At 31.4% G+C, this 18,308-nt stretch carries 16 protein-coding genes; 1 reads left to right on the top strand and 15 read right to left on the bottom strand.

Features of this window, described 5'->3' with window-relative positions:
- The first annotated feature begins 170 nt into the window (after positions 1-170).
- On the top strand, positions 171-1,379 hold the full coding sequence (hflX, locus tag HSACCH_RS00860; protein WP_005487143.1) for a GTPase HflX: 1,209 nt from the start codon (positions 171-173) through the stop codon (positions 1,377-1,379).
- Positions 1,380-1,400: 21 nt separating this feature from the next.
- Here hflX and hslO read toward each other — a convergent pair whose 3' ends face one another.
- The 15 genes from hslO to HSACCH_RS00785 all read right to left on the bottom strand — a co-directional run bounded on the left by hslO (position 1,401) and on the right by HSACCH_RS00785 (position 18,304).
- On the bottom strand, positions 1,401-2,339 hold the full coding sequence (gene hslO, locus HSACCH_RS00855; RefSeq protein ID WP_005487142.1) for an Hsp33 family molecular chaperone HslO: 939 nt from the start codon (positions 2,337-2,339) through the stop codon (positions 1,401-1,403).
- Between the two features lie 100 nt (positions 2,340-2,439).
- The gene (locus HSACCH_RS00850) at positions 2,440-2,724 is read right to left on the bottom strand and encodes a hypothetical protein (protein ID WP_005487141.1); all 285 of its coding nucleotides are present in this window, start codon (positions 2,722-2,724) and stop codon (positions 2,440-2,442) included.
- Complete coding sequence (locus HSACCH_RS00845; protein ID WP_005487139.1) at positions 2,725-3,423, bottom strand: 2-phosphosulfolactate phosphatase; 699 nt, start codon at positions 3,421-3,423, stop codon at positions 2,725-2,727.
- Between the two features lie 67 nt (positions 3,424-3,490).
- On the bottom strand, positions 3,491-5,785 hold the full coding sequence (recJ, locus tag HSACCH_RS00840) for a single-stranded-DNA-specific exonuclease RecJ (protein WP_005487138.1): 2,295 nt from the start codon (positions 5,783-5,785) through the stop codon (positions 3,491-3,493).
- A 10-nt stretch (positions 5,786-5,795) separates the two neighbouring features.
- Positions 5,796-6,374: a hypothetical protein gene (locus HSACCH_RS00835; RefSeq protein ID WP_005487137.1), complete on the bottom strand. Its 579-nt coding sequence runs from the start codon at positions 6,372-6,374 to the stop codon at positions 5,796-5,798.
- Between the two features lie 92 nt (positions 6,375-6,466).
- A complete protein-coding gene (locus tag HSACCH_RS00830; RefSeq protein ID WP_005487136.1) occupies positions 6,467-7,264 on the bottom strand; it encodes a PD-(D/E)XK nuclease family protein in 798 nt (265 codons plus the stop codon).
- 5 nt (positions 7,265-7,269) lie between these two features.
- Positions 7,270-9,471 carry an ATP-dependent helicase gene (locus HSACCH_RS00825; protein ID WP_005487135.1) on the bottom strand — a complete coding sequence of 734 codons (2,202 nt, stop codon included), beginning with the start codon at positions 9,469-9,471 and terminating at the stop codon, positions 7,270-7,272.
- A gap of 2 nt (positions 9,472-9,473) precedes the next feature.
- The gene (locus tag HSACCH_RS00820; protein WP_005487134.1) at positions 9,474-11,456 is read right to left on the bottom strand and encodes a UvrD-helicase domain-containing protein; all 1,983 of its coding nucleotides are present in this window, start codon (positions 11,454-11,456) and stop codon (positions 9,474-9,476) included.
- Between the two features lie 96 nt (positions 11,457-11,552).
- Complete coding sequence (locus HSACCH_RS00815; protein ID WP_235043975.1) at positions 11,553-12,041, bottom strand: DUF456 domain-containing protein; 489 nt, start codon at positions 12,039-12,041, stop codon at positions 11,553-11,555.
- Positions 12,042-12,293: 252 nt separating this feature from the next.
- Positions 12,294-12,755, bottom strand: coding sequence for a redoxin domain-containing protein (locus HSACCH_RS00810; protein WP_005487131.1), 462 nt, complete (start codon positions 12,753-12,755; stop codon positions 12,294-12,296).
- 195 nt (positions 12,756-12,950) lie between these two features.
- On the bottom strand, positions 12,951-14,351 hold the full coding sequence (locus tag HSACCH_RS00805) for an NAD(P)/FAD-dependent oxidoreductase (protein WP_005487129.1): 1,401 nt from the start codon (positions 14,349-14,351) through the stop codon (positions 12,951-12,953).
- Between the two features lie 193 nt (positions 14,352-14,544).
- On the bottom strand, positions 14,545-15,801 hold the full coding sequence (locus HSACCH_RS00800; protein WP_005487128.1) for a hypothetical protein: 1,257 nt from the start codon (positions 15,799-15,801) through the stop codon (positions 14,545-14,547).
- Between the two features lie 168 nt (positions 15,802-15,969).
- On the bottom strand, positions 15,970-16,950 hold the full coding sequence (locus HSACCH_RS00795; protein ID WP_005487126.1) for an ABC transporter substrate-binding protein: 981 nt from the start codon (positions 16,948-16,950) through the stop codon (positions 15,970-15,972).
- A 61-nt stretch (positions 16,951-17,011) separates the two neighbouring features.
- Positions 17,012-17,638: an ABC transporter permease gene (locus tag HSACCH_RS00790; protein ID WP_005487124.1), complete on the bottom strand. Its 627-nt coding sequence runs from the start codon at positions 17,636-17,638 to the stop codon at positions 17,012-17,014.
- On the bottom strand, positions 17,639-18,304 hold the full coding sequence (locus HSACCH_RS00785; RefSeq protein ID WP_005487123.1) for an ABC transporter permease: 666 nt from the start codon (positions 18,302-18,304) through the stop codon (positions 17,639-17,641).
- Positions 18,305-18,308 lie beyond the last annotated feature (4 nt).

Here is an 18,308-nt window from a genome sequence, read left to right as displayed (position 1 = left end):
CAAAGATTTAGACTAATATTTTTAGATTTTTTTAAAAAATGTTATAATAGAACTAGAAAGATAGGTATATATCAAAAATTATTGCTTTTAAAACTTGTAAAATAGGAGATGATAATATTAATAATAAATTTGAAATAAATGAAGATAATAATATGTACCAGATTCAATCCATGCAAGAAAAGGCAGTTCTTGTGGGTCTAAATGAAGGAGAATTAAATGAATTAGAACTTCTTGTAGAAACTGCTGGTGCAGAATGTATTTTAAAAATGACTTATCATGATCGCAAAATTGATCCCGCTTATTATATTGGTAGTGGTAAAGTAAGAGAAATTAAAGAAGCTGCAGAAACTATTGGGGCAAACTTGATAGTTTTTGATAATGAATTATCACCTGTGCAGCAGCGTAATTTAGAAGATGAAATTGAAATTAAAGTAATTGATCGAGCTCAAGTTATATTAGATATCTTTGCCAGACATGCACACAGTCGCGAAAGCAAAATACAGGTGGAACTGGCTCAATTAGAATATCGTCTGCCAAGACTTCAGGGAAGAGGCATAGAGATGTCAAGACTTGCTGGAGGAATTGGAACAAGAGGTCCAGGTGAAAGTAAACTTGAAGTTGATCGGCGTCGTATTGAAAAGAAAATTCATCGTCTCAAAGAAGATTTAAAAGAAATTAAGGCCAGTCGAGAAGTCCAACGAAGTAACCGTAAAGATCCTCTTGCAGCACTTATCGGCTATACTAATGCTGGTAAATCAACTTTAATGAATAAGCTGGCTGGAACAAACAGCTATACTGCTGATAAATTATTTGCTACTTTAGATTCTACTATGAGGCAGTTGGAACTACCTGTTGGTCAAAATATTATTCTAAGTGATACAGTTGGTTTTATAAATAAACTCCCACATCAATTGGTGGCTTCTTTTAGAACTACTTTAGAAGAAGTTGAAAATGCTGATATAATACTTCATCTAATTGATGCTTCAAACTCAGAAATGGAAAAGAATATGGAAGTTGTAAATAATGAAATTAGAGACCTAAAGGATGCGAATTGCAAAATTATAAAAGTTTTTAATAAAATTGATTTATTAGAAAAATCAAAGCTTGATGATTTAAAAATAATATATCCGAATGCACTTTTTATTTCTGCCTTAAAAGGAATTAACCTTAATTCTGTAATTGAAAAATTGAACGAACTTATTAGTAAGGAAATGATCGAAGTAGAATTAGATCTTCCTTATTCTGAAGCTGGATGGGTAGAAAAAATTCATAATAACGCAAAAGTTTATGAAGAAAAATATCAAAAAAACAATATATATTTAAAAGCTTTACTACCTAAAACTACAGCAGCAAAGCTAAAAAAATACAGCAGAGAGTGATAGCTCTCTGCTTTTTTCTTTTTAATTATCTTTTTCTTCAATTATTATTTGATCAGTATCGACTTCAGGAATTTCCTTTTCTTTTGCTTCCAATTCTTTTATAAGCTCTTCGACTTCTTCTTTTTTAAAATTATAAGTGCTATTACAGAAATGACAGCGTACTTCTATTTCGCCCTGCTCAGCTAAAGTTTCTTCTATTTCATCTTTACCCAAACCAGCTATTAATTCAAAACTCCGTTCTCTGCTGCAGCGGCATTTAAATTTAACATCTTTGCGGGCCATTATTCTATAATCCATATCCCCCAGCAGCTCAGTTAATAATTCTTCAGGAGTCATTCCACCTTCAATCATTTTACTGACTGATGTTATATTTTCTAAATTTTTTTCCAACATTTCTATTGTTTCTTCAGCAGCATCTGGTAATAACTGAATAATAAAACCGCCAGCAGCTTTAACACTAAGATCAGTATCTACTAAAACTCCTAGTCCAACTGCAGAAGGAACCTGTTCTGAAGCAGTAAAATAATAAGTTAAATCTTCACCTATTTCTCCAGAAACTAATGGTACACTGCCTTTATACGGCTCTTTCATTCTCATGATTTTTGTCAGTGAAAGTTCACCAGCTCCAACAGCCTTTGCTACATCAAGTTTGCCAGAATCAGTTTGATATAAATCAAGCTTAGGATTCTGTATATATCCTCTTACCTCTCCTTCTTGATTTGCATCTGCAACAATTTTCCCGGCAGGACCTGTACCTTCGATTTTTAGAACAATCTCATCACCTGATTTAACTAATGAGCCTGTCAATAGCGCCCCCGTAATGACACGTCCTAAAGCTGCAGTAGCAACAGGGGTAGTTTGATGCCTCTCCTGTGCTTCTCTGACAACGTTCGTAGATTTAACTGCCAAAGCTCTAATTTCTTTATTAGTTGTGATTGCCCGAATTAAATAATCATCCATTATATAATCTCCTCCAACTGAATTATAGCTAAAATAAAATTAACTTATTTAATTATCCATATATTATTTTATTAAACTGAGTTCTAAAGTCAAATTATTTTTAATCAAGAGCAAAAAAACTGTTAAATATTCCTAAATATTTTACCTCGCTATCTGATTTTTCTAAAGTAAAAATTGTGAAAAAGACATAATCATCCAACTCTGTTTGTAATTCCAACATCGGAGCAGCAACTGCTCCTCCAAAAATTCTTTCAATATCATTTTCAGCTTGAGACCTTATCTCTACAACTCCCCAGTTTATAAATTCTTCTCGAGAAGGATTTGTCACAGCTGCAGAAAGTAAAATGACGAAAATGACAACTAAAACAATTAAAAATTTTTGCATTTAACTCACCTCTTCTTTTTTTAACTGATAAATATCTTCAGCTCTTTTTTCAGCTTTAATAACAAAATTAAATTTGTTTATTTTTAAACAGTACTCAAAATCTTCCTTAGGCATTTGTGTTTGGGTTGATTCCACAAAAAATCTATCTCCAGCTGGTGTTCTTAATCTATTTTTGATTTCATTTTGACTTAAAATTTCTTTGTCTTCTAATAATTTATTTAATTCTTGGACATATAAATCATCTTCATCTGCTTCTGTTATCCCATTATTACCCATTGCTACAATTGAAATTATATCTGGATTTTTATTTTTTATATATCTTGCAGCAGCAGCTATATTAACAAAACTGCCTGTAATAATTTCATCAGCCTCAGCAGCTTTAATTATACCTTTAGTGCCTGCACTTGTGCTTAAAACAATTTCTTTGCCAGAAAAATCATGCTGGGAAATGAAATAAGGAGAATTGTTATAATCAAAATCAGCTATCTTTATTCCTTTTCTTTCACCAATTAAAACAGGGTCATCTAATACTTTTTTTAATTTTTTAGCTGTTTCAATTTTACTGACTATAAAAATTTTATCTGCTTGCCTATCAAAAAGATAAGCTGCTGTTGTATAAGCTCTAAAAACATCTACAATAACTGTCAACCCTTTTGCTTTTTTTGCACCTTTTAAAAACTTTAGATTTTTTATTTTCATTTGCCTACTCCTTTTATCAAAAGCTTATTGTCAAGAAATCTTTAATTTTAATCAAATACAGCTCTTTCTAATTGAGCTTTCTATTAATCAATTTTTCTATTTTTGTTATTTCAGTATTTTTGATAAACCTTCTGAAAGCAGAGCTTTCTTTTAAAAGTTTTTCCAAATTTTTTCTGCTTAAATTAGATTTTCCTGCGTCTTTTTCTCCCCCTTTTGTAATTATAAGCTCCTGATATGATAAATATTCATAACTGATCATAGCTTCTGCTCTTAAAAACTCCAAAGCTCTTTTTATTGTGATCTTAGCTGTCTCAAGAGCTATAGCTGCCTGCTCTAAATTGAAAATACCATTTTTTTCTTGAAGACTATATTTAACTAAAGACAAAAAATTATTTAAAAATTCTTTTAATTTTTTAGTTTCAGTTTTAGAATTTATTAAAATTATTTTTTCAGCACCAGTTAAAATTATAATTTCTTTTAAAACTGAGATAGAATGTGGAATTGTGATCAAAACTATATTTTTTGCTTCTCTACAATAATTACGATTTATAAGTGGATAAAAATCATATTCTTTTAATCCCTCAGCGAAATAAACTGTATTCTTAACCCCAGTTTTAATTTTGCTTAAATCTTTATTTCTCCAATCAACTACTTTAATTTTATTTTTAGTTTCTTCATTTATTTTAAAATCTTGATCTGAATTTTTTTTTGGCTCTAAAGCTTTAATTTCAAGCTGCAAACTTTTGTTGCCTCGATAAATATTTTCTGTTAGTTTACAGGCTATTTTCTGAGTATAATGATTTTCAATTTCCCCAGCCCACCACCAAAGAGCAGTTATTTTATTGTTTTGGTTACCTAAAATAAGTCGCTGGTGTCTACCAGCAGAAATTTTACGGCTGCTTAAAATATCACTTTCCAGATAAAATAAGGGTTCAGGATTTGCCTCACCAAAAGGGGCGAAAAGCCTCAGTTTCTGATAAAAATCTTGCGTAATCTCACTTAGTTTTAAATTTAAATCAGTTTTAATTTCCAGTTCAGAATCAATTTTAGCCAGTTCCTGGTCGATTAATCTCTGCAGTCTTAATTTGAATTTTTCCAACCTGTCTTTTTTTAATGAAAATCCTGCTGCAGCAGCATGACCACCGTTTTTTTCTAAAAGATCAGAACACTCAGAAATTATGTTGTTAATATTTATTCCAGCAATTGAACGAGCTGAACCTGTTATTAGTCCACTCTGTTGATTAGAAGTCATCAAAACTGCTGGGACCTGAAAATTCTCAGTTATTCTTCCTGCAGCAATTCCAATTACTCCCTGATGCCAATCAGAATCATAACTAATCACTGCTTTTCTCTGCTGGGGATTAATTTTTTTTTCTATCTCTAAATATATTTTTTGACTAATTTCTTTTCGATGCTGATTAATTTGATTTAATTCTGCTGCCAGACCGGCAGCTGTACTTTTATCCTCTGCCAAAAGTAACTTCAATCCTTTTTCTGCACTATCAATTCTACCAGCAGAATTTAACAAAGGACCTATTTGAAAACCCAGTGTTTTTTCATTAATTTCCAGTGGGTTAATATCAAGCTCATTATAAAGAGCTTTTAAACCTATTCGATCTGTATTTTTTAATTTTGTTAAGCCTGTTTTAAATAAATAACGATTTTCTCCTTTTAAAGGAACTACATCAGCTATTATTGCCAGCAATAATAGATCTAGATATTTTTTTTCTTCTCCTTTTTTCCCTGCTTTTTCAAAGACTGCCTTTATTAAAAAATAAGCCATCCCAGCTCCAGGTAACCAATACCCCTGATGATCTTCTGGCAATAGCCTAGGAGAAATTACATAGTCTGCCGGTGGTAATTGTTCCGGTAAGTCATGATGATCAGTCACCACAAAATCCATTCCCAATTCTTTTGCAAACTTAACTTCATCAAAATTACTGATACCACAGTCACAACTGATAACTAGGTCGATTTCATCCTGATATGAAGCTAATACCTCTTTATTAAGACCATAACCTTCTTTAAAACGATCAGGAATATGATAACTAATATTATTACTCAAACAACGAAGTGCTCCAACTAAAATCGAGGTAGAACTAATCCCATCTACATCATAGTCTCCATAGATTAAAATATTACTTTCTTTTTCAATGTGTTCTAAAATAAAATCTACAATCGCTGTTATTTTTGGAAAATCTTTTAAATTTAAAGGCGAATATCTTTCTGGTTCAATAAAGCTTATCAATTTTTCTATAGATTTCAAACCTCTTTTTTCAGCCAAACAAGCAATTTCTTTGCTTCCTAAATATTCAACTAATTCTTTATTTGGCTCAAATTCTTCAGCTTTATTTATTTTCATATTTAACCTCTCAATCTGTATATTTAAAAAATATTTCTGATTCTAGATATCGAAAATATCTTTTTTTCTTATCTTTAAGTTCCCGACTACCAAAAAAGAAAATCGAAAAAGCCTCCCATAAAAAGACCCAGCCCCCTACAAATAAGCCTTCCATCAATAATGAAATAAGAAGTGACAAATCTTTGCTCTCAGGGATTAAATAAGCTGTAAGCAAAAATAAAATACCCATTAAAATATAAGTAGCTATCTTTTTATTATTATTTTTTAAGTTTTGATTAATAAAAAATAGATTCATCCTAAAATTGTTTTTAATTGTTGCTTTAGAGTCTGCTTCCATTTTTTTATTTTTCTTACCTTCAGGTAAATAAAAACAAAGTTCTACCTTTTCTTTTATCGGCAGCTCATAGCTTGCTCTTTCTAAAAATTGACTTAGCTCAGGATCAAGTTCTTTACGGTCAAGCTCAGAACCATCCCAGCTATTAAAAAGATCGTTGTATTTATCTAAATTAAGCTCAATTAAATAAGCATTATTATGGTGATTAGTATGATAAATATAGCGCAGCTGATAATCGTCTTGCTCTTCAAACATAAATTTATGAATAAACTTTTAAGTTTATTCTATAAACTCACCCCATTTTCTAAATTTATTTATAATAATTTAATATTATTTTTAAAAAATAATTAAAATTCTATTTCTTCGACTGCTTCCCAGTCAAGATTTAAATCCAAATCATCTTCTATTATTTCCTTTTTCTCTGTTTTTTTACCCCTACAGATTGGTCTATATTCGCAAAATTGACATTTGTTTAATTCCTCTGTTAATGGAAATTTATCTTCTTTTAAGATTTGGTTAATTAATTTTTCAAAATAACTTTTATCTTTCTTAAATTCATCAATATTATATTCTATCCTTATTTTCTGCTTTGGATAGCGTGGATTCCAGTAGATAAGTTCTGGCATATTTTCAAGCTCATATTCAGCAGCAAAATAGTCATAGCCAGTTTCAAATAATAGATACAAATAAAAACGACTTTGCATAGAATTTTCAATATCTTTTTCATATAAACTTTTTTTATCTGTTTTCCAATAAAAAATAATAAATTTTTTTAAAGATTTATTATATTTTAAAAGATCATATTTAGCTAACAATTTTAAGTTATCCTTTTGATAACGAAGCTCTTGTTCTGCTGAAACAACATTTTCAGCTCTGGCAAAAGATTTCAATCTATTTATCCAGGACTGTAAAGGCTGCTTAGAACTCAAAACTGTTTCTCCCATAGTTTTGCTATAATATCTTTCTGCTAAAAGATGGAATTGCCTTCCCTGTCTTAAATCATTTTTAACTTCTTCGTTCATTCCCCATTCAGCTGGCCAATACAATCCGTCTAGATATCGATATCTAAAACGCCGGCGGCAGTTTTTGAAAATAGAAAGAGCAGACTGAGAAAAATATAAATCGTTTAAAGTTTTAAAAGACATTTATTTTACTCCTTTCGACTGCTGCTCTTTTTTTCATCAATAAATTTTTTTAAAGAACTAAAAATAAACGCAGGATCTTTTTCCCACTTACCATGTTTTTTATGAGTACTTAAAAAAAGATTTCGCCGCGCACGAGTAATTCCAACATAAAGAAGACGCACTCTTTCAGCTATCAATTTTTGTCTAGCTTTATAATCAGCATTTCTCTCTTTTTTCTCATTTAAAATATATTCTAATTCCGCTCTCGCTGAGGCTTTAGGATTTTTTATTTCTTCATTTAAATAAAATTTTTCTCCCATAAAATAGTCATCATTATCATGTTGAAAATGACTTGAAGTTAAACTACCAATAAAAACGGTATCCCATTCCATACCTTTAGCTTTATGAAGAGTAGATAGAGTCACCTGATCAGGCTTAGACTCAAACCCCTCCATTTCAGTTAATGTTTCAGCAAACTGTTTAATTCGGTCTCTTATTTCTGGAAGTTCTGCAGTTAATTGATCTAATCTCCAGGCTGGGTTTTCGTTTAAAAGTCTACCAAACTCTAAAGCTAAGTTTTGGGCCAGAGCAAGTTTTTTCCCTGTAAGACCGATTCTTTCTGCCAAAAATAAAACAAGTTCATCAGGAGGTAATTCCATCGAAGCTTCAAGCCAACCCTGAATTTGTGTTAAACTTTTAAAAAATTCTTCAAAAATTTCTCTTTTTCTAAATTCTAAGTCAAAGTTATCTCTATTCAAACCTGATAAGGGGAAAATAATTTCATGATTCTGATTATCTTCTAAAATTTCTTCTAGTATTTGATTTAGTTCTGGTTTTTCTTTTCCAAAAATTTCAATAAAAACTAGTTTTAAATTATCAGATGCAGCTGGAGAAGTCAAAAATTTTAAAATAACCTCTAACTCTGTTAAAAAAACATCCTTAGAACTGCTGCCAGCAATTTGAAATTCCCCGCCCAACTTATTAATTTCTCTTGCTATTTCTTCCAGCTGCCAGCCTGTTGGCATTAATACAGCTGTTGTTTCTTTATTGTTTTCTTCTGCTTTCCGTAATGCCTGTTTTGCTATAAATTTTTTTTCTGTTTTCCAATCTTTAAAAGCTTTACTTCCTATTCTATAATCTTTAGGCTGAGGGTTAGGTGCTGGATCATCAACAGCAGCTGCTTTTATATACTTAGCTTCTAGAGGATCTATCTCTCTATCAGAAAACTCTTCTTGACTCCAGTCAACAAGATAATTTGCTAGATCAATAATATCTTGACTGCTGCGGCTCGAAACTGCCATAGTTTCAACCCTAACTCCCTCTTTTTTACAGTAGCTTCGAAAAATATCTGGATCTGAAAGAGTAAATGTACCTGTAATTGCCTGATTACTGTCTCCAACTCTAACCAAATTATTTTCTTCTCCAGCAAGCAGATAAAGCATTTCCTCCTGGGCTTGATTTGAATCTTGAGCTTCATCTTCAAACACATATGCATACTGAGCAGCAATTCGTTCAGCAAATTCATTATCTTCCTTTAGGAGTTTCAAGCTCTGCTGAACCAGGTCATCAAAATCTAAAAGTCCTGCCTGAGCCATTCTAAATTCATATTCCGAAAATATCTCTGCTGCTGGAGTCAAAATATTTGCAGATTTAAGATTTGAGTATTTAACCATATTTTTTAATTCTTCTCCCTCAAGCAGCTTAAGTTTAAAATATGAAATCATTGAGGCCACAAAAGCTGGAAAGTCTTCTTCTTCCCATTTTTTTAAGTATTTATCAAATCTATAACTATTTTTTTCTAAATTAAAAAATTGCTTTAATAGTTCATTATTTTCTCCTGCCCATTTACGACATAGATCTTTAATCCAACGATAACGTTTGCCTGATTCAATTAATTCAAACTCTTGATTTATTAGTCTTGCTTCAGGTTTTTCTTTAATAATTCCTAAAGCAAGTGAATGAAGCGTTTTAACACTGTAGCCTCGACTTCTTGGCAGTCCTTTTGCTGCTAAAAAATCTCCAATTCTTTTGCGAAAATTTGCTACAGCTGAATTCATATATGTTACAATTAATATTTTTTGATCATTCTTTAATTTTGTGTCAATTAATTCTGCTGCCAGATGAGCAAGAACTGTTGTCTTACCTGCCCCTGGAACAGCTGGAACAGCAAGCTGTCCATTTTGATATTCTAATACCTCTTTCTGCCCAGGCCTCGGTTTAAAATCCATTATTACTCTCCTCTCACATCAAACCAGCGATAAAGTGGTCCTTCCTGCTCTCTACCACTGCTGTTTAAAAAACTATCTGCTATATATATACCTTTTTTCACTTTATAAATTAGACTTATCAAAAAATCGCTAAGCTGATTTAGTCGAATTTGCTGATCAACCAGATCATCCCATACTTTACTCTGCTGCCATTGTTCAGTATAAATATAGGGATTAACTAATTCTTTTGCAATACTCTGCATCCAATCACTACTTGAAATATCAAGTAAAAATAAATAATCAACACCACTTAGTTCTGGAGAAAACAAAAATTTATAAGGGGAAGCCAGTATAACACCCTTTTCTTTTTCTTGACCTTTAAAGAGTGTTTCGGCAGCTAAAGTTCCTTCATAAATCATATTTATATACCGTTCACTTAAATCCTCTTTTTCGTGATGAAAGTTTTCTACTGCTTGATGAAAACGAGCAACTGATTCAATCATCTGTCTACAGGCAAAAATATCCTCTTGAGAAGGATTTAAAGGTGCCAATAGTTCACTAAAAACTAATTGAAAAAAATCTTCTATTTCTAATTTCTCTTCTTCTTTTTTATCATGCAGCCATTCTTTTAAATAATCATATTTCTCTGCAGACTGAAAATTGATCTTCTCTCTTAGATTAGATTGATCAAGATCAATAAATTTCATTCCAGAAGCTGCAATTTCTTCTGCTAGTATATAAGAGCGTAAAGGATCTAGTTCCAAAAGCAGAGAAAGAGCCTGCTGTAATGAGGAAACTCCAACAATATTTGTCCTTCCACAATGAAACAAATATAAAATCAAAAGAGCCCTAGCAAAAGGAATGTCTATTAAACGTTTAGAACGGTTAAAATTACTTAATTGATAACCATTTTTCTCTAAAATCTGTTCTAAACTAAAACTTAATACTTTATCAATTTTAGGAGAAATAATAGCTATCTCATCAGCCTTAACCCCTTTTTTAAGCAGAGAAATAATTTTTTTGCCAACATTAATCAACATCTCTCCTCTTAATTCATTATCTATTTCTTCTAACAAAAGTTTTGACTGCACTAAATTTGATCTTCTTTCTTTTACTACTTCTTTTATTTCTGCTGCCAATTTACTACTTGATTTTGCAGCTGTATAACTTTTTTCTAATTTAATTATTTCTGCTTCTGAATTAAAAAATTTCTTTTTTGCTGAGGCAGGGTTACCACCAAAAAATCTGTTAAAACCACCACTTTCATTAAAAGTGAAAATTCCCTGCAAATTAAATTTAGTTAAAGTTTTTATTAAGTTTTGTCCAGCAGGAACAACTTTTTCTAAGTCATCTACTAATAGATATTGATATTTATTATTTAAATCATTTAGATATTCTGTATCTGCCAGCAAAAATTTATTAAATAAAGTTATTGCAGCTGAATAATCAAACAGTCTATAGTTTAGAGAAAAATTTCTAAAGGTCTTCATGATTTCTATTGATTGTTCAGCATATTCTTTTCTTTGATCATCATTTTGAGTCCAGCTCAGTAATCGCCGCTGTAACTCTTCAAAATCAAGCATATTAAAAGCAGCTAGATTTAAATTATCAATTAGCTGTACCGCAATTTGAACTGGCCTGGCTTTAATATTGCGAAAATAAGCTTTATCTTTTCTATATTTTGCAACATAATTGCTCATCAAAAAATGAGAAGTCTCTATGTTCATAAAAGTTGGCTCAATGACTTGATTTTCCCCACTATATTTTCTTTCTACAGCTGGCCAATGTTTATTCAGCTGTTGATTTACAAAACCAAAATAAGTATAAACATTTAAGTTGCCAATCATTTTCAAATTAATTTCTTCTCTAAATTGACTGACAGAACGAGCAGAATTTAAAAATAATAATATTTTTTCACTGCCAATTTCAGAAGCTAATTTCTGATAGTCAGCTTTTAATTTTGAGCTTTTACCACTGCCTGTGCTTCCACTATAAATTTTATACACTGTCAGCCTCCTCCTTTAACTATTTATATAAATATCATGTTAAGTTGAATCATTATTTTTTTGCTTATATCTCAATTTGATATTGCAATTTAAGATTTAATATATTTCAATAAAAAACCAGATCATTAAAAAAATCTGCATACTTAATCTAACAGCTGTACTAGTTAAAAATGCAAAAATACTTCCTAATGCAAGTTTAAATGAATTTTCTTTATTTCTACTCTGCCAATATTCTGTAACAAAAATTAATATAAATGGCGCAATTATAAATCCTAAAGGACCTAGAAATATTGTTCCAAACAGCATGCCAAAAACAGCTGCAAATATAGTTCTGTTACTTCCACCACGTTTTTTAATGAAATAAGCATTTGCTAGATAATCTGCGAAAAATATAAGCACTGTTATTAAAATTGCTCCAGTCCAAAAATATGGAGAATAACTTATTCCTGTTTTAATTACTCTAAATAAAATAACAGCTGCCCAGAAAAAAACAGAGTCAGGTAAAACTGGTAAAAATATTGCAGCAATCTCCACTGCAAATAAAATCAGAACCATAATTATTAAAAATATATCCAATTTTTCCACTCCTTATTGTATAATTTATAGTTTAATTTCTAACAATTTTGATTTATACATTATAATTTTATTTTAGTCTTTATCAAGCTAAATTTAATTATAACATAAATAACAAAGAGCAAGCAAAAAACCCTGCTTATAGCAAACAGGGAATTTACTTGCTCTTAAAATTTAATTTTTAGAATAAATTAGTTGTGAACTTCTTACTCTATTTACTGAATAACAGTAATTTCTATCTATCTTTATTATTTAAAATAAAACTTAAGAGTTATTTTTTACAGCATCTAATACTTCATCCATATCTGGTAATTCTGGAATGTCATATTCTTTGATCCAAAGAACCTCACCCTGATCATCCACTAAGATGTTTACTCGACCTGAAATTCCTTTATCTTCTATAAAAATCCCCAATTTTGAAGCGAAAATTCCATGAGGCCAAAAATCAGATAAAAGTCTTAAATTTTCTAAGCCCATCTTTTCTGCCCATGCTCGCTTAGAAGGAATTGGATCAACACTAATTCCAAGAGGAACTGTGTCATTTTTTTCGAATTCTTCATAATTTGCTTCTAGAGCCTGCATCTGATCACGACAAACACTTGTCCAGGCTAAAGGATGAAATGATAATAATACATTTTTACCATCAAAATCATCTAAAGTAACTTCTTCTTCATTATGGTCTCTTAATTTTAAATTTGGAATTCTATCTCCTACATTTAATTTCATTTAAGATACCCCCTCTAAAATATATTAAACTTGAGCTATTAACTTGTTTTTAATTGTATATTTATTGAGAATAAATATCAAGTTAAAATTTAACAATTTCAATAAAAAATTTCCCCCACAGTCAGACCATTTCACAAAAAAAGGCAGTAAAACTATTAACTATTTAAAATAGTCTAGTTTTACTGCTTTTATTAGTTATTTACTATTTAACTTTTCCATTATTGAACGTGCAATAACTATTCCTGAAACCGAAGCCTGCATTAATCCTCTTGTTATACCTGCTCCATCGCCTCCAAAAAATAAATTTTCTACTTTAGATTCTAAATTGTCATCAATATTCAGTCTAGATGAATAAAATTTAACTTCCACACCATAAAGTAAAGTATCACGCCCATAAATGCCAGGAGTTATTTTGTCTAATGCTTTTAACATTTCAATAATTCCTGTTAGGTGTCTATGAGGTAAAACTAATGATAAATCTCCAGGAGTTGCATCTTTTAAAGTTGGCTCTGTAACAGATCTTTCAAGTCTTTCTTCAGTAGTCCTTCTTCCATCAAGTAAATCACCTAATCTTTGAACTAAGACTCCTCCAGCTAATAAATTAGCTAGTTTAGCAATATCTTTACCATAGGTAATCGGTTCATGAAATGGTTCGGTAAATGTCTTACTCACTAAAAGTGCAAAATTTGTGTTATGTGTTTTAATATCAGAGTGACTATGACCATTTACAGTGATCAACCCCTGATTATTTTCACTAACGACCTCTCCATATGGAGACATACAAAATGTTCTAACCTTATCATCAAAAGTAGGTGTATGGTAAATTAACTTTGATTCATATAAATTATCAGTCATATATTCTGTTATAGCTGCCGGGCACTCAACTCTAACACCAATATCAACTGGATTTATTGCTGTTTCTATATCTAATTTTTTAGCTTCGTTTGTTAACCATTCTGCATTTTCTCTACCGGCTGCAGCCATTACATAATTAGCTGTTATTTTATCTCCAGCAGCGGTTTTTACTGCTTCAATTTTATCATCTTCTACTATAAACTTTTTAACATTTACTCCAAATCTAATTTCTACTCCCTTTTCTTCTAAAAAATCCTGCATGTTCTGTAAAACAACTTGACTATATCCCGTTCCTAAGTGTCTTAAACTAGCAGGAATAAATTTTAATTCAGCTTTAACAGCTTTTTTTCTGATTTCATCCTGTTTATCTTCGGCAACTCCAAATATTCGGTCTGGAGCACCAAATTCCATATAAATATCATCCGCATAAGAAATATTATCAATTAACTGCTGTCTACCTATATAATTTTCCAGATTTCCACCAATATCAGGGGAAAGTGAAAGTTTTCCATCACTATAGGCTCCAGCTCCACCCCAACCTGATACTATTGCACAGCTTGGACAATTAACACATCCCATGCCTGGATTCTCTTTCATTGGACAGACTCTTCTTTCTAAATCAGTACCTTTTTCCAAAATTAGAATATCTAATTCTGCTTCTTTTTTGACAAATTCCATTGCAGTAAATATTCCAGTCGGTCCAGCGCCAATGATAATCACATCATAATCTTTTTTGCTCATTAATTTTTAAACCTCCAGGTTTTTAAAATAAAGTCTAAATATTATTTTTTAGACAAACCAATGTTATAGTTTCTAGACCAGATCCTAAAATCCTTCTTTTAATTTTATTTTTTCCAAAAAAAGACCGGCCACAGGGACCGGTTAATTAAAATCACTTGTTTATTTTTTAATCTTAGTCGGATTTGTCTTTAAATTAAAAGCTAATTAATGTTGAAATACCAAACTTAACACTTTTAGCTTTATCACTTAATGCAAGTAAATCAGAGATACCTAAATTAATTTTAAAATTATTGCTGATATTAATCCCCATTCCAGCTGCCAGTTCAACATCTTCTCTTAAGGATGAATAATTAACTCCCAGACGCAGAGGAATAAATTTAGTTTTTCTAAATTCACTACCAATGGCATAAATATTATCATCCTGACCCCCATCATAACTTACACGGGAGTAGTCTGCATAAAATACAGTATTCGGGCTGAACTCTTTTTTCATACCCAGCCTGTAGACCCGAGGTAGTTTATAAGTTATATTTCCAGCTTCTCCAACTAACTCATTTTCTGTTAAAGTATCATCAGTTTTATCTTTAGTGGTTACTGTATATTCTGTACCATCAATAACAGAACTATCAGCAGATAATTCTCCAATATTCATTGCACTGAAGGCAAATGTATAATTTCCTGCTGTTTTAAGTGCTAAACCAAAATCAAAAACATCACCACTGGCCTCTCCATCTTCAGAATGTTTTTCATAAAACTTTGCGTCTGAAGCACTATATTTTACGTATGAATCTCCTGAATTTTCCTTAAACTCAGCAGTAATTTCTCCATCACCAGAAAATTTATAAATCTCACCTTCTAAATAATGATATGTAGCACCAAAATAAAGTCCTTCTACTTTGGCTGAATCCTCTGACCACTGATTAAAGATCTCACGGGCATAACTTAAAGATACATCAGCAGTTGCTGCAGCTCCACCTGTAGTTTCACCAAAGTCAACTGTTACTGATCCTTTATCTCTTAAAGCATCTAAACTAATTTCCGGAGTATCTCCAGTTAAAATCTCTGCTGCATCACTATCTGTTTCCAGTATTCCTTCACCACGACCATTAATAGCCAGAGCAAAGTTTTTATAATAGATCTGAGTTCCAAAGGCTGTTCTTCCGGCTAAAATTAAATCTTCTCCTGTTAATTTACTTTCAATTTCATCTTCGGAAAATTCACTGTTCTCAAAAACATTATTCCAAACTGAAAGTCCAAAATTCGTTTTTACAGCAAAATTGTTTTTTCTTAATGCAAGTCCAGCCGGGTTAGAATAATAAGCAGCCTCTCCTGTCATAGTTGAAAAATTATCACCCATACCAATTGCTTCAGCATCTAATGCTGCAGATGTAGTTAGAGTTGTTAAAAAAATGATTGTGATAGTTAGTAAAAATAGTAGTGTCTTTTTCATTGTTTTCCTCCTTGTTTTTTGTGTTAAGCTGAATTATAAGATAAATTAATTTTTTATAAAACAACTCAATTATATGTATTCAATATAAAATCTATTTTCCCTCTAAAAAACCCCAGAAACAGTAGCAATTTCTCAAAACTGTTCTGAGGCTAAAATTCAATCATTTTTTTATTTAATGTGTTCTTCTAGATCACTAATTTTTTCAATACCCATTTCTTCTGCTTTATTCTCTTTCATCAACAGACAAAAAGTGTTATTTGCTTCTGCATAATCAAGCCAGATAATATTATTATTTTCTGCATCCCATTCTTTTACAGTCTGATAAGCCTCTTCTGATTCAATAATTTCTTCTTCATAACCCATAGTTGTCATTAAAGTGGTTCCTGTATACTCCCAGTACATATCAATTTCACCAGATTCAATAGCAGGTCTTAAAACTGCTGTTTCACCAAGACTGGTTCTGTCTTCAACAGGATACCCATGACTTTCTAAAAGCTTGATAGTCATATGTCCTAAAATCAACTGTTCCGTCCAGGGTTTGGAAGCAACTGCAATTGTAGGTCCTTCTTTTTCTTCTGCTTCTTCAGCTAAAAGATCATTTTCTTTTAGAAAGTCTTCAGCAACTTTTGCTGGTGATTCTTCTTCCACAGCCACTCTTTTATTTAATTCTATTTGTTTTTCCTGACCAAGCAGCGGTGGTAATTCATTAATTAAACTTTTTAGTTCGGGATAGCTTTCTAAAATTTCTCCTCTTATAGTTGGGGCTGGATTATAAACTGGGAAAAAACCTTTATCGTCTTCTAAGATTCTGAGATTCATAGAAGCAATTCTTCCGTCTGTAGCAAAACCAATTGCTACATCAACCTTATTTGAATCTAAAGCTTCATAGCCAAGTCCAGGCTGCATTGTATTTACATTACTATCATTAAATTCAAAACCATATGCTTTTTCTAAACCACTAAGACCATCGTCTCTTTCAAAAAAATCAATAGTTGTTGCCAATCTGATACCTTCTACTTCTTCTGCTTTTTCTGTTTCAGCAGTTGTATTCGCATTTTGAGCCTCATCTTGTCCACAGCCAGTTAAGAATAGAGTAAAAACTAAAGAAATTACCAATAAAGAAAATACAAACTTTTTCTTCTTTAACATATTTTCACCCTTTCTAATTATTATAATTTAACTCAGATAAAATTTAACTTTCCTATCTAAATTAATTATTCTGCAACATTTTCTCCAAAAGATCAAATAAACGATCAATTATTATAGCAATTATTGCAGATAAAATAGAACCAAGTAAAATTTTCCGAGTATCAAATCTAACCAAGCCTGTAAAAATTAATTGGCCTAAGCCACCAGCTCCTATTAAATTTGAAATCACTGCCGTACCTACAGTTACAACAGAAGCTGTCTGTATACCAGCAATAATAATTGGCAGAGCAAGAGGTAATTCTACCTTATACAAAACCTGAAAGGAATTCATACCCATTCCTCGAGCAGCCTCTATTATTTCATCTTCTACATTATTTATTCCTGCTATAGTATTCCGAACAATTGGCAGTAAGGCATAAATAGTCAGAGCAGTTACAGCTGGAATAAAACCAATACCCAAAAGCGGCAGAAAAAGAGCAATTATTGCCAGACTGGGTAATCCCTGAGCAACATTAAACACTGAAATTATTTTCCCAGTATAATCTTTCATGATATCCCGACTTAGTAATATACCAGATGGAAGGGCAATTATAATCGCAGCTGATACTGCCAATCCAACCAATTGTAAATGTTCAATCATTAAAGCAATACCTTCATTTAGAAAAATTTGCCATATTTCATTCCACATTTATTTTCCCTCCCCGGCTGATTCTGCTTTTAATAAACCAGGTGAGACTAAAATTCTTTTTAAAATCTCCATCATAATATCAACAATAATTGAAATTAATGAAATTAAAACAGCACCACTAACTATCATTTCTGTTTTAGTTCTAACAATCCCCTGATAGATAAGCTGTCCTAAATTACGCTGACCTATAAAAACTGCCAGAGTTGCAATTCCAACCATCATTACAAGTGCAACTCTTATCCCTGCAATAATAACAGGCATCGCCATCGGCAGCTGCACCTTCCAAAGAATCTGTTTTTCTGTCATCCCCATACCTCTTGCTGATTCCAAAATAGCTGAATCAACTTCATTTAAAGAAGTATAAACATTTCTAACAATAGGAATCATTGAATATAAAACCAGGGCAAATACTGCGCTTCTCATATTAAGACCAAAAGCAGGTAATGTCATTAATATACCATAAAGTGAGACACTGGGAACTGACATAATCAAGCTGCCAAAGCCCAATAAAGACTTTGCTGTTTTTTCTCTATTTCTAATTATAATTCCCACACTTACCCAGAGAATCAAGGAAAGTGTAATTGAAATTGAAATCAAATAAAGATGTGCTAATGTATATTCTAAAATTTTATTCGAGTTTTCAAGAAAATATTCAATTACAGCCATCTTA

The sequence above is a fragment of the Halanaerobium saccharolyticum subsp. saccharolyticum DSM 6643 genome, from assembly GCF_000350165.1.
GTDB lineage: Bacteria > Bacillota > Halanaerobiia > Halanaerobiales > Halanaerobiaceae > Halanaerobium > Halanaerobium saccharolyticum.
Note: the sequence above shows the minus strand (reverse complement) of the source record. Positions and strands in the feature narration are given on the sequence as shown.

Coding starts and splice junctions, on each gene's coding strand:
- HSACCH_RS00830 (WP_005487136.1), bottom strand. CDS start 7,264: ATGTCTTTTAAAACTTTAAACGATTTATATTTTTCTCAGTCTGCTCTT.
- HSACCH_RS00790 (WP_005487124.1), bottom strand. CDS start 17,638: ATGTGGAATGAAATATGGCAAATTTTTCTAAATGAAGGTATTGCTTTA.
- HSACCH_RS00805 (WP_005487129.1), bottom strand. CDS start 14,351: ATGAGCAAAAAAGATTATGATGTGATTATCATTGGCGCTGGACCGACT.
- HSACCH_RS00795 (WP_005487126.1), bottom strand. CDS start 16,950: ATGTTAAAGAAGAAAAAGTTTGTATTTTCTTTATTGGTAATTTCTTTA.
- HSACCH_RS00785 (WP_005487123.1), bottom strand. CDS start 18,304: ATGGCTGTAATTGAATATTTTCTTGAAAACTCGAATAAAATTTTAGAA.
- HSACCH_RS00850 (WP_005487141.1), bottom strand. CDS start 2,724: ATGCAAAAATTTTTAATTGTTTTAGTTGTCATTTTCGTCATTTTACTT.
- HSACCH_RS00825 (WP_005487135.1), bottom strand. CDS start 9,471: ATGGATTTTAAACCGAGGCCTGGGCAGAAAGAGGTATTAGAATATCAA.
- hflX (WP_005487143.1), top strand. CDS start 171: ATGCAAGAAAAGGCAGTTCTTGTGGGTCTAAATGAAGGAGAATTAAAT.
- recJ (WP_005487138.1), bottom strand. CDS start 5,785: ATGAAAATAAATAAAGCTGAAGAATTTGAGCCAAATAAAGAATTAGTT.
- HSACCH_RS00800 (WP_005487128.1), bottom strand. CDS start 15,801: ATGAAAAAGACACTACTATTTTTACTAACTATCACAATCATTTTTTTA.
- HSACCH_RS00810 (WP_005487131.1), bottom strand. CDS start 12,755: ATGAAATTAAATGTAGGAGATAGAATTCCAAATTTAAAATTAAGAGAC.
- HSACCH_RS00845 (WP_005487139.1), bottom strand. CDS start 3,423: ATGAAAATAAAAAATCTAAAGTTTTTAAAAGGTGCAAAAAAAGCAAAA.
- HSACCH_RS00835 (WP_005487137.1), bottom strand. CDS start 6,374: ATGTTTGAAGAGCAAGACGATTATCAGCTGCGCTATATTTATCATACT.
- hslO (WP_005487142.1), bottom strand. CDS start 2,339: ATGGATGATTATTTAATTCGGGCAATCACAACTAATAAAGAAATTAGA.